Annotated in this window: 14 protein-coding genes; 7 read left to right on the forward strand and 7 right to left on the reverse strand. The window is 73.9% G+C overall.

The genetic code is table 11. The annotated features are described in order from the left end of the window. Positions 1–6 precede the first annotated feature (6 nt). Entirely contained in the window at positions 7–1308 is a 1302-nt protein-coding gene (locus CFI00_RS14740; protein WP_207081849.1) for an FAD-dependent oxidoreductase, read from the forward strand. 9 nt (positions 1309–1317) lie between these two features. On the opposite strand, the gene CFI00_RS14745 is transcribed toward CFI00_RS14740, so the two are convergent. Both CFI00_RS14745 and metF read right to left on the reverse strand, forming a co-directional pair. Further along, positions 1318–1926, reverse strand: a complete 609-nt coding sequence (locus tag CFI00_RS14745; protein ID WP_207081850.1) for an SIMPL domain-containing protein — start codon at positions 1924–1926, stop codon at positions 1318–1320. Between the two features lie 36 nt (positions 1927–1962). Further along, positions 1963–2853, reverse strand: coding sequence for a methylenetetrahydrofolate reductase [NAD(P)H] (gene metF / locus CFI00_RS14750; RefSeq protein WP_207081851.1), 891 nt, complete (start codon positions 2851–2853; stop codon positions 1963–1965). 64 nt (positions 2854–2917) lie between these two features. Between metF and CFI00_RS14755 the strand changes: the two genes are divergently transcribed. Then, the gene (locus CFI00_RS14755) at positions 2918–3982 is read left to right on the forward strand and encodes a polyprenyl synthetase family protein (RefSeq protein ID WP_242532409.1); all 1065 of its coding nucleotides are present in this window, start codon (positions 2918–2920) and stop codon (positions 3980–3982) included. 13 nt (positions 3983–3995) lie between these two features. Here the strand turns inward: CFI00_RS14755 and CFI00_RS14760 are convergent, their stop codons facing one another. The 3 genes from CFI00_RS14760 to CFI00_RS14770 are packed head-to-tail and all read right to left on the reverse strand — an operon-like array spanning position 3996 to position 5334. Beyond that, complete coding sequence (locus CFI00_RS14760) at positions 3996–4430, reverse strand: barstar family protein (RefSeq protein WP_207081853.1); 435 nt, start codon at positions 4428–4430, stop codon at positions 3996–3998. After that, positions 4427–4930, reverse strand: a complete 504-nt coding sequence (locus tag CFI00_RS14765) for a ribonuclease domain-containing protein (RefSeq protein ID WP_242532410.1) — start codon at positions 4928–4930, stop codon at positions 4427–4429. Before CFI00_RS14765 ends, CFI00_RS14760 begins: the two co-directional genes overlap by 4 nt. Beyond that, positions 4930–5334 (reverse strand): Rv2175c family DNA-binding protein, encoded by a 405-nt coding sequence (locus CFI00_RS14770; protein ID WP_207081854.1) that lies wholly within the window; start codon positions 5332–5334, stop codon positions 4930–4932. The genes CFI00_RS14765 and CFI00_RS14770 overlap by 1 nt, the downstream gene beginning before the upstream one ends. Positions 5335–5447: 113 nt before the next feature. Between CFI00_RS14770 and CFI00_RS14775 the strand changes: the two genes are divergently transcribed. From CFI00_RS14775 to CFI00_RS14795, 5 genes are all read left to right on the forward strand, one after another. After that, a complete protein-coding gene (locus CFI00_RS14775; protein WP_207081855.1) occupies positions 5448–6248 on the forward strand; it encodes a glycoside hydrolase family 16 protein in 801 nt (266 codons plus the stop codon). A 172-nt stretch (positions 6249–6420) separates the two neighbouring features. Next, positions 6421–7215 (forward strand): transglycosylase SLT domain-containing protein, encoded by a 795-nt coding sequence (locus CFI00_RS14780; protein ID WP_207081856.1) that lies wholly within the window; start codon positions 6421–6423, stop codon positions 7213–7215. Between the two features lie 131 nt (positions 7216–7346). Further along, on the forward strand, positions 7347–9509 hold the full coding sequence (locus CFI00_RS14785; RefSeq protein ID WP_207081857.1) for a PASTA domain-containing protein: 2163 nt from the start codon (positions 7347–7349) through the stop codon (positions 9507–9509). A gap of 17 nt (positions 9510–9526) precedes the next feature. After that, positions 9527–10426 carry a DMT family transporter gene (locus CFI00_RS14790; protein ID WP_207081858.1) on the forward strand — a complete coding sequence of 300 codons (900 nt, stop codon included), beginning with the start codon at positions 9527–9529 and terminating at the stop codon, positions 10424–10426. 71 nt (positions 10427–10497) lie between these two features. After that, positions 10498–11499, forward strand: coding sequence for a zinc ribbon domain-containing protein (locus CFI00_RS14795; protein WP_207081859.1), 1002 nt, complete (start codon positions 10498–10500; stop codon positions 11497–11499). On the opposite strand, the gene CFI00_RS14800 is transcribed toward CFI00_RS14795, so the two are convergent. Further along, entirely contained in the window at positions 11477–12478 is a 1002-nt protein-coding gene (locus CFI00_RS14800; RefSeq protein ID WP_207081860.1) for a GntG family PLP-dependent aldolase, read from the reverse strand. The genes CFI00_RS14795 and CFI00_RS14800 overlap by 23 nt on opposite strands. A gap of 173 nt (positions 12479–12651) precedes the next feature. Then, positions 12652–14040 (reverse strand): 3-deoxy-7-phosphoheptulonate synthase class II, encoded by a 1389-nt coding sequence (locus CFI00_RS14805; RefSeq protein WP_207081861.1) that lies wholly within the window; start codon positions 14038–14040, stop codon positions 12652–12654.

A 14040-nucleotide genomic window follows, 5' to 3' on the forward strand; every position in this document is an offset into this window, starting at 1 on the left:
TCACCCGTGGCGCGCGTGGTGGTGGTCGGTGGCGGGTTCGGCGGCATGGCAGCGGCAGCGCGGCTGGCCAAGCTGGGCCACGACGTCACCCTCCTGGAGCGCACCGACCGCCCGGGCGGCGCCCTGACCCCGGTCGAGCACGACGGCTTCGCGTGGGACGCCGGTCCCGCGAGCACCCTGCTCCCCGCCGTGGTCCGCGACCTGTTCCGCAAGTCGGGCCGTCCGCTGGAGCGCGAGCTCGACCTGCAGCCGCTCGACCCGGTCCGCGAGCACCGCTTCGGCGACGGGTCGTCGGTCCGGGTCCCCGGCGGTTCCCGCGCCGCCCAGCTCGCGGCCTTCGAGGGCCTGGGTCCGGGCCTGGGGCAGCAGTGGGTCGACCACGTGGCGTCGTACGGCGAGGCGTGGGAGCTGCTGCGCAAGGAGTGGTTCGAGCGAGCCTTCGACGCCGACGTCGCGCCGCGCGAGCTGATCGACCTCCTCGGGCGACGCGAGTCGCTGGACAAGAGGCTGCGTCGGACGTTCCGCGACGAGCGGCTGCGGCTGGTCGCCGGGCACCGGCTGGTCATGGCCGGCCACGACCCGCGCAACGCCCCGGTGCACGCCGGCGTCGACGTCTACCTCGAGCAGCGCTTCGGCGCCTGGACCGTCCCCGGTGGCCTCGCCGCCCTCGGCACCGCGATGGCCGCACGGCTCGAGCTGCGCGGCGTCACGGTCCTGACCGGGACCGAGGCACTCGACCTCGTCGTGCGCGACGGACGGGTGGCGGCCGTCCGGACCGCCGACGGCGAGCTGGACGCCGACCACGTGGTGGTGGCGATCGACCCGCGCCGCCTGCCCGCGCTGGCGTCGTACGTCCGGCGCACGATGCCGGCGATGCCGCCCGTGGTCTGCCACGTCGGCCTGGCCGGTGACGTCCCGGACATCCCGCACGAGGTGGTGGTGCACGGCGACCCGCTGCTGGTCGTGCGCACCGGGGGCCGGGCACCCGACGGCGCCGCGGCCTGGACCGTGCTGGGCCGCGGCCGCATCGCCGAGGACGTGCTGCTGGCGCTGGCCCGCCAGGGCATCGACGTGCGCAAGCAGGTCGTCGCCCGCGTCGACCGCACCCCCCGAGACCTCGTCGAGCAGTGGGGCGGCTCGCCGTACGGCGTGCTGTGGCAGGGACCGCGCACGTCGCGCGACCGGCTCGGACCACGTACGCCGATCCCGGGCGTGCTCACCGCCGGGGCGCACGCGACCACCGGCTCGGGGCTCCCCTTCGCCGGCCTCAGCGCCGCGCTGGTGGCCGAGGTGGTCGGCCGCGCCTGACGCGTCCGGTCAGTAGGCGAGCTCCCAGACGACCGTGACCGTGCTGGTCACCGTCGCCTCCCCCGGCTCGATCGCGCCGCCGCCGTGCGCCATCGCCATCCGGGGCATCGGTCCCGGGCCGCCCTGTCCTGCGTCGCCCTCGACGATCGTCTGCACGGCGCCCAGGCCGGCACCGGCCAGCCGGGCGAGGGCTGCGGCGCGGTCGCGGGCATCGTGGAACGCGGCCTCGCGCGCCTTGTCGCCCGCGCCGTGGTCCTCGGTGACCTCGAGCCCGACGCCGTCGACCGCGAGGGCGTCGCCGATGCCGGCCGCGAGCTCGCCGAGCATCGCGCCGGCTGATGCCAGGTCGGCGCAGCCGATGGCGAAGGCGTGGCGGGCCTCGTAGCCCAGGCGAGTGCCGGAGTGGTCGTGCCAGGGCCACACCGTGATCCCCACCGAGGCGATCCGGCGCTGCTCGGTGTGGCGCCGCGCCACCTCGACTACCGCGCCGGCCGCCGACGACATGGACTCGTAGGCCTCCGCGACGCCGTCGCCGCGGGCGACCGCGGACAGTCGGACGACAGCGCTGTCGGGCGCGACGCGGGCGGTGCCGGTCCCCGTGACGGTGACGGTCATCATGCGAGTCACCGTAGCCGGAGCCGTGGCGGCGCCAGGTCACACGGTGATGCGCAGGTTGGCGAAGATCTCGCGCGTCGCCTTCGAGCGGTTGAGGGTGTAGAAGTGCAGACCCGGGGCGCCCGCCTCGAGCAGGTCGCGGCACAGCTCGGTCGCGATCGCGATGCCCTCCGCCCGCAGGCGCTCGGGCTCGTCCGCGAGGGGCTCGAGCCGGGAGGTGATCTCCGCGGGAAGCTGGCGGCGCGAGAACTCGACCATCCGCTGCATCGAGCGCAGGTTCAGGATCGGCATGATGCCCGGGATGATCGGCAGGTCGGCCCCCACCGCCCGCGCCCGCTCGACCAGGCCGACGTAGTCGGAGGCGCGCAGCACCATGTCGGTCACGGCGAACTCGGCACCGGCGTCGTGCTTGGCCTTCAGCACGCGCGCGTCGGTCTCGAGGTCCACCGCGTCGACGTGGCCCTCGGGGAAGGCCGCGACGCCGATGCGCATGTCGGCCCGCTCGCGGATCAGCGCGACCAGCTCGTTGGCGTAGGTCAGTCCGCCCTCGGTCGGCGTCCAGGGGCTCCCGGGACCGCTCGGCGGGTCACCACGCAGCGCCATCACGTGGTGCACGCCGGCCCGGCTGAGGTCGTCGAGGATCGTGGTGAGCTCCTCGACCGTGTGGCCGACGCAGGTCAGGTGCGCGACCGGCAGCATGCTGGTCTCGCGGGCGATGCGCTCGGTGATGGCGACGGTGCGGTCGCGCGTGGTGCCGCCGGCGCCGTAGGTCACCGAGACGAAGGTCGGACCGTAGGGCTCCAGGTCGGTGATGGCCTGCCACAGCTGCTCCTCGCCGGCCTCGTCCTTCGGCGGGAAGAACTCGAAGGAGAAGGACCGCTCGCCGCGCGCGAGCAGGTCGCGCATGCTCAGGCCCCGTCCGTCGCTCATGGGCGCAAGCCTACGGAGCCCCGCGATGCGCCGGTGCCCTTGTCCACTGATTAGGCTCCATGACGTGACGACCTGGGACCCCGCACCCTTCCGCGACCAGGTCCAGCAGGTGCTGGATGCCTTCCTCGACCGCCGCGCCGCCGAGCTCGCGCCGCTGGGCCCCGACGCCGGTCGCCTGATCGACGAGGCGCGTACGGCGGTGCGCGGCGGCAAGCGGTTCCGTGCCGCCTTCTGCCACTGGGGCTACCGCGCGGTGCGGCCGGACGTCACCGACGACGCTGCGCTGGCCCGCGCGTGCGCGTCGCTGGAGGTGCTGCACGCGAGTGCGCTGGTCCACGACGACCTGATGGACGCCTCCGACACGCGGCGCGGCCGTCCGGCCACGCACCGCGCCTTCGAGGGCGAGCACCGCGCGGCCGGCTGGCGAGGGAGTCCGGAGCAGTACGGCGCCGCTGCCGCGATCCTGCTCGGCGATCTGCTGCTCGGCTGGTCCGGCGACCTGCTGCGGGGCTCCGGCTTCGCCGCCGACGACGTCGCCTCCGGCATGGCGCTCCTCGAGCTCTGCCGCACCGAGGTGATCGCCGGGCAGTTCCTCGACGTCTCGGTCCAGGCCCGCGGCCACGCCGACGTCGACACGGCGATGACCGTGCTGCGCTACAAGTCCGCGAAGTACAGCATCGAGCGGCCGCTCCACATCGGTGCCGGTCTCGCCGGCGCCACCGACGCGCAGCTCGAGCAGCTGGGCCGCTTCGGCCTGCCGCTCGGCGAGGCCTTCCAGCTGCGCGACGACGTGCTCGGTGTCTTCGGCGACCCGGCGGAGACCGGCAAGCCGGCCGGCGACGACCTGGTGGAGGGCAAGCGCACCGTGCTCGTCGCGCTCGCCCTCGACGCCGCTCCCCCGGCGGCCGCCCGGCGCCTCGACGCCGCGCTCGGCACCCCGCTCGACGCGGCCGACGTCGAGGAGCTGCGCGCGATCATCGAGGACTCCGGCGCCCGCGCGCAGGTCGAGGCGGTGATCGGCTCGTTGGCCGACCATGCCGTCGAGACGTTGCACGCGGCCGAGATCGACGGCGGTGCCCGCGTGGTGCTCACCGAGCTCGCGGCCGCAGCGACCCAGCGCACCGTCTGAGCGCGCAGGGGCCTCAGTCGAGGCTCGTGATCCCGGGGAGCACCGGGCCCTCGCCGCGCAGCAGCACCGCGAACGGCACACCCCGGTCGTCGTTGACCCGGGAGCCGAGGACGCTGAGGGCGATGCTGAACGCCCGCTCGTCGGCGCGGGCGAGGGTGGCCCACCCGTCCCAGAGCAGGACGACCCCGTCGCGCCCGGCGCCGATGTCGTGCAGGCAGTCGGCGAGGGCGTCGAAGTTCCGGCCGTAGTGCGCGGGGAAGTCGAGGGCATCCCCGACGGCGTCGAGGAAGCCTGCCTTGGTGTCCCCCCGGGTCCAGCCGTCGACGTGGGCGAAGCCCCACCCGGCGTGCTCGACGCTGTGGCGTACGTCGGCGGCGTCGAAGGCGCCGTGCCACGTGTGGATGCCGGGGGCCTCGCGCCCGGCCAGCACCGCGGCGAGCCCGCTCACGAGTCCACGTCCACGCGGGCGAAGGAGCTGTAGTGGTCGTCGGTCCAGTAGTACTCGCCGGGCGAGCCGGCCACGATGCGGCGCGCGCCACGGTCGTACGAGCCGGGCGTCGGCACGGTGTACTCGCGGTAGTAGCCGCGGGGTCGGTCGGGCAGGAGCTCTTCGCGGTTGCCGAACACCCCGCCGTCGTGCTCGGGCTCGGGGAACGGCCCGCCGGTTTCGATCAGCTCGACCGTCCGGGCGGCCTCCGGCGGGAGGTCGGAGAGCCCGACGAGCGGGAGGCCGCTCGCCGAGCCGGTGGACGGGAAGGTGGTCGGGGCGTCGGAGACCGCCTCGTCCAGCTGCGGCAACAGCTCTGACGGCGCGTCGCTGGTCCCGCTGCCGGCGCTGGGGTCGGTGCCGTCCCGGTCGGCCGGGATGAACATCGAGACCAGCAGGATCACGGCCGCGGCGAGCAGCACCACCCACCGGTAGCGCTGCCGTGCGGCCGAGGCCGGCATCAGTACTCCAGCACCTGCGCGCGCCGCTTGACCTCGCTGCCGCGGTTCTCACGCAGCGCGTCGATCGGGCGCCCCGGGAGGTCGTCGTCGGTGAAGAGCCACGCGATGCACTCGCGGTCGTCGAAGCGGTGGTCGTGCAGCAGCGTGAGGAGGCCGGGCAGGCCCTTCACGATCAGCCCGTCCTGGAAGAAGTCGGCCGGCACGCACGGGCCCGCACCCGGCCTGGGTACGGCGGCGGCGAGCTCGTGCTCGCGGATCATCGTGCGGACCTTGGCCGGCGTCACGCCCAGCAGGGCCGCCACCTGGCCCCAGTCCAGCCACTCGGTGACGAGGGCGGCGAGGTCACGCTCGGCGAGGGGGACGTCACTCGTGCCGGGGGTGGCCGGCTCACTGCGCTCGCTCATGCCCGCAGCCTAGGCGAGGAGGGACGCAGGCGGTGAGTCGCGGCGCACCGGCACACGCTGAGGGACCGTGGACGGAGTTGTCGCCCCGGCACCGGATCCGTAGCGTGTCGTGGATGCACCCCCTCCGATCTGCCCTCGCCGCAGCCCTCGTGGGCATGCTCGCCCTGGCACTCTCCCCCGTCGTCGCCCCCGCCTCGGCCGACCACTACGACGGCGCCCCCGGACCGGTCCACGCCGGCAACACCTTCGGCTGGTACCAGCACGGCGTGTTCCGCCAGGAGTTCATCGGGCCCAAGCCGGCCTTCTGGAAGAAGAAGGGCCGCGGGGTCGTCCGCACCCAGAACGGCATGCTCACGCTGATGAGCACCCGGCGCGGCAGCGTGTCCGCCACGCTCGACCTCAAGGGCCACACCTACGGCCGCTGGGAGATCCGGATGCGGGCCCGCACCATGTCGAAGGTCAAGGGCGGCAAGCCCTTCAAGGTCGTCACCGAGCTCGTCCCCGGCGGCACCCGCGACCAGCACTGCGGCGGACGCGACATCGGCCTCGAGAATTTCACCCTCGGCACTAACACCGTGAAGTCCTACGTCCACACCCTGCCGAGCAGCTCCTACCGCGGCTTCCTCGGCCGCCACCTGCGCAACGACCGCTGGCACACCTACGGAGTCGAGGTCGCGAAGGACCACGTCTCCTGGTTCGTCGACGGACACGTCATCAACACCGAGCGCCGCGCCGACGCGCTGGACCCGGTGCCGCGGCAGCTGAAGTTCGAGCTGCGCGCGCAGGGCGGCAAGAAGATGGACCCGGCCCGGATGCAGATGGACTGGATGCGTTACTGGTCGATGCGCGCGCCCAACGAGAAGTCGATCAAGGCCCCGCAGCTCGAGCTCAGCACCTTCAACGGCGCCTGCTGACCGCCGCACCACACGACCACCGCCTCGGCGGCCGGGTCGGGCGACACGCCCGACCCGGCCGCCGTTCGCGTTCGACGTACGGCGGTCGGTAGCGTCGATTGCTTCGTTCGCGCGCTTCCCTCCCGGGACCTCGTGCCCCGGGCGCAGCGGACGGGACGAGGAGCAGACCCCCGTGCCCCGAGCAGACCACCCCCGACATCCCCACCCCCGACACGACCGAGCTCGAGCCCGCGCGCTCGCCACCGCGGTCGGCGTCCTCGCCGCCTCGCTCGCGACGGTGCTGAGCGCGGCACCCGCCCATGCCGAGCACGAGCGGCTGCCCGCCGACCGGACCCTGCGGTCCCACGTCGTCCAGCCCGGCGACACCGCGTCGGGCCTCGCCGTGCGCTTCCACGCGTGGACGGCCGAGATCGTCTCCCACAACCACCTCGACGGCGGCGGTTCGCTGCGCGTCGGCGACCGGATCGAGATCCCCGTGGTCGGGCGCACCGGCGACGGAAACAACGGCGACGGTCGCGACGGCGGGCGTGCCACCTCGATGTGGCAGCACCCCGACGCGGACCGGGAGAAGGTCCGGCGGGTGGTCGCGGGAGCCGCGCGCCGCCACGGCGTCGACCCCCAGCTCGCCCTGGCCGTGTCGTGGCAGGAGTCCGGCTGGCAGATGGGCGTGGTCTCCAGCGCCAACGCCATCGGCGCCATGCAGGTCCTGCCGTCGACCGCGCGGTGGATGGAGCAGTACGCCGGACGCTCGCTGCGGCTGCGCAAGCTCGGCGACAACGCACAGGCCGGCGTGCTGCTGCTCAAGGTGCTGTCGGCGCACACACAGCGGCGTACGCACAAGATCGGCGCCTACTACCAGGGCCTCGGCGCGGTGCAGCGCCACGGGCTCTACGACGAGACCCGCACCTACGTCGACAACGTGGAGGCCATCAAGCGCCGCCTCGAGGACGGCCGCCCGCCGTCCTGAGCGTGGCGGGCCGGGTGCGGCGCGCCACGCCGGGACCGCGCCTGCGCGTGGCCGCGCCCCGCACTTCCGTACGATGAGCACGCCGGATCCTTCCCCGTCCGCTTGTGCGATCCGGCGCTGGAGGTCGAGCAGTGGAGCCATCCGAGCACGCCCGCGCGGCTGCGTCCGGCGGCTCCGGCGACCCCTTGGTCGGCCGGCTGCTCGACGGTCGCTACCGCATCGGCCCGCGCGTGGCCCGCGGTGGCATGGCCAGTGTCTACGAGGCCACCGACACCCGCCTCGACCGCACGGTCGCGGTCAAGGTGATGCACCCCGGCCTCGGTGACGACCGCGAGTTCGCCGAGCGCTTCGTCCGCGAGGCCCGCGCCGCGGCCCGGCTCAACCACCCCCACGTGGTGGGGGTCTACGACCAGGGCGACGACACCTCCGACGGGCAGGACACCGTCTTCCTCGTCATGGAGTACGTCCCCGGGCACACCCTGCGCGACGTGATCCGCAAGGAGGCGCCGATGCCGCCGGCCCGGGCGCTGGCGCTGCTCGAGCCGGTCGTGTCCGCCCTCGCCGCCGCCCACCGTGCCGGCCTGATCCACCGCGACGTCAAGCCCGAGAACGTGCTCATCGCCGACGAGGCCCACGGCGGTCGCGTCAAGGTCGCCGACTTCGGCCTGGCCAAGGCCGTCAGCGCCGACACCCAGCACACCGCGACCGGCGGCGTGCTGATCGGCACGGTGTCCTACCTCGCGCCCGAGCTGGTCGTCGACGGGCGGGCCGACGCGCGGGCGGACGTCTACGCCGCCGGCGTCGTCCTCTACGAGCTGCTCACCGGCAGCAAGCCCCACGAGGGCGAGTCGCCGATCCAGGTCGCCTACCGCCACGTCCACCACGACGTGCCGATGCCCTCGGTGGTGCAGCCCGGCATCCCCGACTACGTCGACGCGCTCGTCGCGCGCGCCACCTCGCGCGACCGCGAGCACCGCGCCGCCGACGCAGGCGTGCTGCTGCACCAGCTGCACCGCGTCGAGCAGGCGCTGCGTGACGGCCTGGCCTCGGACCCCGACCTGACCTCCGACCTGCTCCCCCGGCGTACGCCCGAGGCCGACGACGCCGGCCCGGTCGGCAACGACACCACCCCCGAGCCGTTCGACGCCGGCGCCCTCGCGCTCCTGACCGAGGTCGACCCCCGCGACTCCGGGCTGGTCGACGACGGCAGCCCCGACCGCACGACCGCGCTCGAGCGCCACCTCGTGCCGACCTCTGCTGCTCCTGCTCCCACCGCGCCGGAGCCCGCCCCGGTGACCGAGCCGATGACCGCAGCCGCGCGCCCGACGGCTGCGGCCTCCGCCCCGCGCCCCGCACCGGGGCGCGCCCCGTCCAGGGTCGCGCCGGTCGGGACGACCGCGCGGCGCCGTTCGGCGAAGGGCCCGATCCTCCTGCTGCTCGCGCTCCTGCTGGTGGCCGGCATCGGCGTCGGTGCCTACTGGTTCGGCTGGGCGCGCTACACCACCACCCCCGCTGTGCTGAACCTCGACCAGGCCGCCGCGACCGCCGAGCTCGAGGCCGCCGGCCTGGAGGTCGAGGAGGGCGAGCCGGCCTACTCCGAGAACGTCGCCCCCGGCCTCGTCATCGGCACCGACCCCGGCCCTGGCGACCGGGTCCTCAGCGGAGGGACCGTCGCGCTCGTCCTGTCCCTGGGACCGGAGCGCTACGACGTACCTGCCCTCGAGGGGAGCACCGAGGACCAGGCGCAGGACGCGCTGGCCGCGACCAACCTCGTCTTCGGCGAGAGCCGCGGCAGGTGGAGCGAGACGGTGCCCGAGGGGCAGGTGATCCGCACCTCGCCCAAGGCCGGCACCACGCTCAAGCCGGGCGCGGTCGTCGACCTGGTGCTCAGCCGCGGCCGCAAGCCGATCGAGGTCAGGGACTTCACCGGGAAGTCGTTCGACGACGCCCGCGACGCGCTCGAGGCGCGGCGCCTCGAGGTGAGCGTGGCCGGCGAGGAGTTCAGCGACACGGTTCCCGAGGGGTTCGTGATCTCCCAGGACCCGACCGGCGGCACCCTCTTCCGCGGCGACACGGTCTCCTTCGTCGTCTCCCAGGGCCCCGAGCTCGTCGAGGTCCCGCGCGTGCGGGCGATGGGCGTCGAGGCAGCGACGTCGCTGCTCGAAGGGCTCGGCTTCGCGGTCGAGACCGACGAGGCCGACGGATACCTCGGACTCGGCTTCGTCTTCAGCTCCGACCCGGGGTCCGGGGAGTCGGTGCCGAAGGGCTCGACGATCACGTTGTTCCTCATCTGACGTCCTAGCCTTCCTCCGTGGAGCACGAGCAGAACCGGCGTACGACCCTGCTCGCGGCGGCCGCGCTGCTGGCCATCGCGGCCTGCTGGGGCTCGACGTTCTTCCTCATCAAGGACCTGCTCGACCGGGTGCCGACGCTCGACTTCCTCGCCGTGCGGTTCAGCATCGCGGCGGTCGTGCTGCTGCTCGTCGCACCCCGCGCGCTCGGTCGGCTCTCCCCGGTGGTGCGCCGCCACGCCGTCGTCCTCGGCGTGCTCTACGGCATCGCGCAGATCCTGCAGACCGCCGGGCTCGCGCACACGCCGGCGAGCATCAGCGGCTTCGTGACCGGGCTGTACGTCGTCTTCACCCCGCTGCTCGCCGCCGCGATCCTCCGCACCCGGATCCCGCCGATCACGTGGGCCGCCGTGCTGCTGGCCACGATCGGCCTCGGCGTGCTGGCCCTGCGCGGCTTCAGCATCGGCTACGGCGAGCTCATCACGCTCGCCTCCGCGGTCCTCTACGCCCTGCACATCGTGGGGCTCGGCGCCTGGTCGACGGCCCAGGACGCGGTCGGCATGACGATCCTGCAGATCATCGTGATCGCGGTGATCTGCACCGCGGCCACCGCCCACGACGGGATCGTGCTCCCCGACCGCACGAGCGACTGGGTCTCGGTCGTCTACATGGCCGTCGTCGTCGGTGCGCTCGGACTGCTCGCCCAGACCTGGGCGCAGGCCCACCTGCCACCGACGCGCAGCGCCATCATCATGAGCATGGAGCCCGTCTTCGCCTCGCTCTTCGCCGTCTGGCTGGGCGGGGAGGACGTCACCACGCGCCTGCTGCTGGGCGGGTCGATGGTGCTCGTCGCGATGCTGACCGTCGAGCTCGCCCCCCGTCGTGTGGTCGAGGGCGAGGTCCCGCACATCGTGGTCTGAGGCCCCGCCGCACGGCCCCCGACGTTCGCAGACCACGGGACGCGGTGGATCCGCCCGCCTAGGGTGGGGCCGTGGACAGCTGCGTGGCATGCGGGGCAGAGCTCGGCGTGGGCCGGTTCTGCCTCAACTGCGGGCACCCGATCGGTGCGCCGGCGCCCGCCCCTGCCACCGCTCCCCCGCCCGCGCCCGCCCCGGCCCCTGCCCCGCCCCCTGTCGCAGCGGAGGCCGAGCAGCCGGTGGAGGTGCCGGTGCAGGCGGCCGACCCGACCCCGGTCCCGCCGGCCGGTCCCGTCGAGCCCCCGCCTGCCGACGTACGCCCCGCACGCAGGAGCACGTGGGACCCGCGCGACGACCTGCTCCCGTACGAGGAGGTCGACGACCTCGCGGCCGACGACCCGGTGCACGGGTGGGCGTGGGCCGTCTGGGTCGCGTTCGCCGTCGCCCTGGTGGTGCTGGTGGTCGTGCTGATCCGTGTGCTCGGCACCGACGGCGACGCGACCGCGTCCGACCCCGGCACCGACCCGACGAGCGCCGGTGCCCCGGTCGAGGAGGACCCGTCTGACGCTGCGAACGACGTCCCGACGGGTGTCGGCAAGCGCCTCGACCTCGCGGACTCCGCGACCTTCGGGGTGCCGGCGACCGCTCCTGCGACCAACGACCTCGACGGCACCCTGGTGGCCTACGAGGCCTCCCAGATGGCCGACGGCAACCCGGCCACGACGTGGCGCACCGCCGGCGACGCCACCGGCGGGCAGGTCGTCATCACCCTCTCCGAGCCGGGCGTGGTCACTCGCGTCGGGCTGGTCAACGGCTACGCCAAGCAGGTCGCCGGTGTCGACTGGTACCCCAACAACCGGCGCATCCTCGCCGTCACCTGGACCTTCGACGACGGCACCGAGGTCGAGCAGACCTTCGCGGAGCGGCCCGCCATGCAGCTGCTGAAGCTGCCGCCGGTGGAGACCTCGACGGTCACCGTGACGATCACCTCGGTGACGCCGCCGGGCAGCGGCACCCTGGGCCGCGACTACACCGCGATCAGCGAGGTCTCGGTCATCGGTCGCCGAGCCGGCTGAGCACCACCGCGGCCCGCTCGGCGTCGGCCCGCGACACGTCGAGGTGCGTCACGAGCCGTACGGCCCGGGGACCGACCGCCGCGATCCGCACGCCGTCCTCGGCCGCGCGCGCCACGAACGACGCAGCGTCGGGACGGTCGACGACCACGATGTTGGTGTCGACGGCGGCCGGGTCGAGGCCCAGCGCCTCGCCGAGCAGCCGGGCGTGGGCGTGGTCGTCGGCCAGCCGCTCGACGTGGTGCGCGAGGGCGTACGCCCCTGCCGCGGCCAGGATGCCGACCTGGCGCATCCCGCCGCCCATCCGCTTGCGCCGCACGCGGGCCTGGTCGATGGCGTCGGCCGAGCCGACCATGAGCGATCCCACCGGCGCGCCGAGGCCCTTGGAGAGGCAGACCGCGAGGACGTCGGCGATCCGGCCGTAGTCCGCCAGCGGCGTGCCGGTGGCGACGTGGGCGTTCCACAGCCGGGCTCCGTCGAGGTGCACCCGCGTGCCGGTCGTGTCCGCCCAGGCGCGCAGGTCGCGCAGGTCGTCGATCGGGACGACCGTGCCGCCCGCGAAGTTGTGGGTGTTCTCCACCGACACCGCCGCCGTGCGCACGAAGAACGGCCCCATGTCGGGCGCGTGCAGGCCCTCGATCGCCGCGAGGTCGACACGGCCGCGCTCACCGGTCCACGTACGCATCGTGATGCCGCTGATCGCGCCGTGCGCGCCCAGCTCGGCGCGGGCGATGTGGGCCGACGACTCGCACAGCACCTCCTCGCCCGGCTGCACGACGCTCGCCACGGCGAGCACGTTGGCCATCGACCCGGTCGGCGTGAAGAGCGCGGCCTCGTGGCCGAACAGCCCGGCCACGTGCTCCTGCAGGGCGGTGACCGTCGGGTCCTCGCCATAGACGTCGTCGCCGACCTCGGCACGGGCCATCGCGGCCCGCATCGCCTCGGTCGGACGGGTGAGGGTGTCGGAGCGCAGGTCGATCACGGGGGCGAACCTACCCGGGGCACGGCGGAGCCGACCCGCCGGGCGGCGGTGAGCCAGACACGTTCCGAACGCCCAGGACCTGTCTCACGCACCGCTCCCGGGGGTCTCTGCCTCCGGGGCCGTGTTTCGTCACGCCCGTCGTCCGGGTTCGCAGGCTCACCCGGCGGGGCTGCTCAACCCTGCTCGCGCACGCCGCTCGCTCGTCCCTCGCGACCGGCTGCTCGCAGCATCTCTGCGACGAGGAACGACAGCTCGAGGGACTGGACCCGATTGAGGCGGGGGTCGCAGACGGACTCGTAGCGGTTGGCCAGCTGGGCCTCGTCGATCTCCTCGCCGCCGCCGACGCACTCGGTGACGTCGTCGCCGGTGAGCTCGACGTGGACGCCGCCGGGCCAGGTGCCGAGGCTGCGGTGCACGTCGAAGAAGCCCTGGACCTCCTCGATCACGTCGTCGAAGCGCCGCGTCTTGTAGCCCGAGGACGCCTCGAAGGTGTTGCCGTGCATCGGGTCGCAGACCCACGCCACGTTGAGGCCCTCGGCGGTGACCTTCTCCACCAGCGCGGGGAGCCCGTCGCGGATCTTGCCGGCGCCGAAGCGGGTGATGAAGGTGAGGCGACCCGGGATGTTGTCGGGGTTGAGGCGCGCGGAGTAGGCCAGCGCGTCGTCGGGGGTCGTGGAGGGCCCGAGCTTGATGCCGATGGGGTTCTTGATCTTCGACAGCAGCTCGATGTGGGCACCGTCGAGCTGGCGGGTGCGCTCGCCGATCCACACGAAGTGGGCCGAGACGTTGTAGGGCTCGTCGGTGCGCGAGTCGATGCGGGTCAGGGCCTGCTCGTACTCCAGGAGGAGCGCCTCGTGGCTGGAGTGGAAGTCGACGCGGTGGAACTCGTCGGGGTCGGCGCCGATGGCCTTCATGAAGGTCAGCGCGCGCTCGATCTCGTCCGCCATCGCCTCGTAGCGCTGGCCGAAGGGCGACGACTGCACGAAGTCGGTGTTCCAGGTGTGCACCTGGCGCAGGTCGGCGTAGCCGCCGGTGACGAACGCGCGCACCAGGTTGAGCGTCGCGGCCGAGGAGTTGTAGACGTCGACGAGGCGCTGCGGGTCCGGCACGCGCGACTCGGGAGTGAAGTCGTAGCCGTTGACCGCGTCGCCACGGTAGGCCGGCAGCGTCACCGGGCCGTCGGGCGACGGACGGGTCTCGAAGTCGCTGCTGCGCGGCTTGGCGTACTGCCCGGCGAGGCGGCCGAGCTTCACGACGGGCACCGAGGCGGCGTACGTCAGCACGACGGCCATCTGGAGCAGCACCCGCAGCTTGTTGCGGACGTTGTCGGCCGTGACGCCGGCGAAGGTCTCGGCGCAGTCGCCGCCCTGGAGCAGGAACGCCTCCCCGCGGGAGACCGCGGCGATCTTCGCGGTGAGGTCGTCGCATTCGCCCGCAAACACCAGCGGCGGCGCGGTCCTCAGTCGGGCCACGGCAGCATCGACCGCCCCGGAGTCGGGGTAGGTGGGCTGCTGGAGGGGCCCGAGCGCGTGCAGCTGCTCGAGGGTGGGGATGGCACTCAC

Source organism: Nocardioides sp. S5, assembly GCF_017310035.1.
In the GTDB taxonomy this organism is placed as follows: Bacteria; Actinomycetota; Actinomycetes; order Propionibacteriales; family Nocardioidaceae; genus Nocardioides.

What these genes read in the sequence shown, in the direction of transcription:
- CFI00_RS14745 (WP_207081850.1), bottom strand. Translation starts at nt 1,926, where the DNA reads ATGATGACCGTCACCGTCACGGGGACCGGCACCGCCCGCGTCGCGCCC.
- metF (WP_207081851.1), bottom strand. Translation starts at nt 2,853, where the DNA reads ATGAGCGACGGACGGGGCCTGAGCATGCGCGACCTGCTCGCGCGCGGC.
- CFI00_RS14765 (WP_242532410.1), bottom strand. Translation starts at nt 4,930, where the DNA reads ATGCCGGCCTCGGCCGCACGGCAGCGCTACCGGTGGGTGGTGCTGCTC.
- CFI00_RS14770 (WP_207081854.1), bottom strand. Translation starts at nt 5,334, where the DNA reads ATGAGCGAGCGCAGTGAGCCGGCCACCCCCGGCACGAGTGACGTCCCC.
- CFI00_RS14775 (WP_207081855.1), top strand. Translation starts at nt 5,448, where the DNA reads ATGCACCCCCTCCGATCTGCCCTCGCCGCAGCCCTCGTGGGCATGCTC.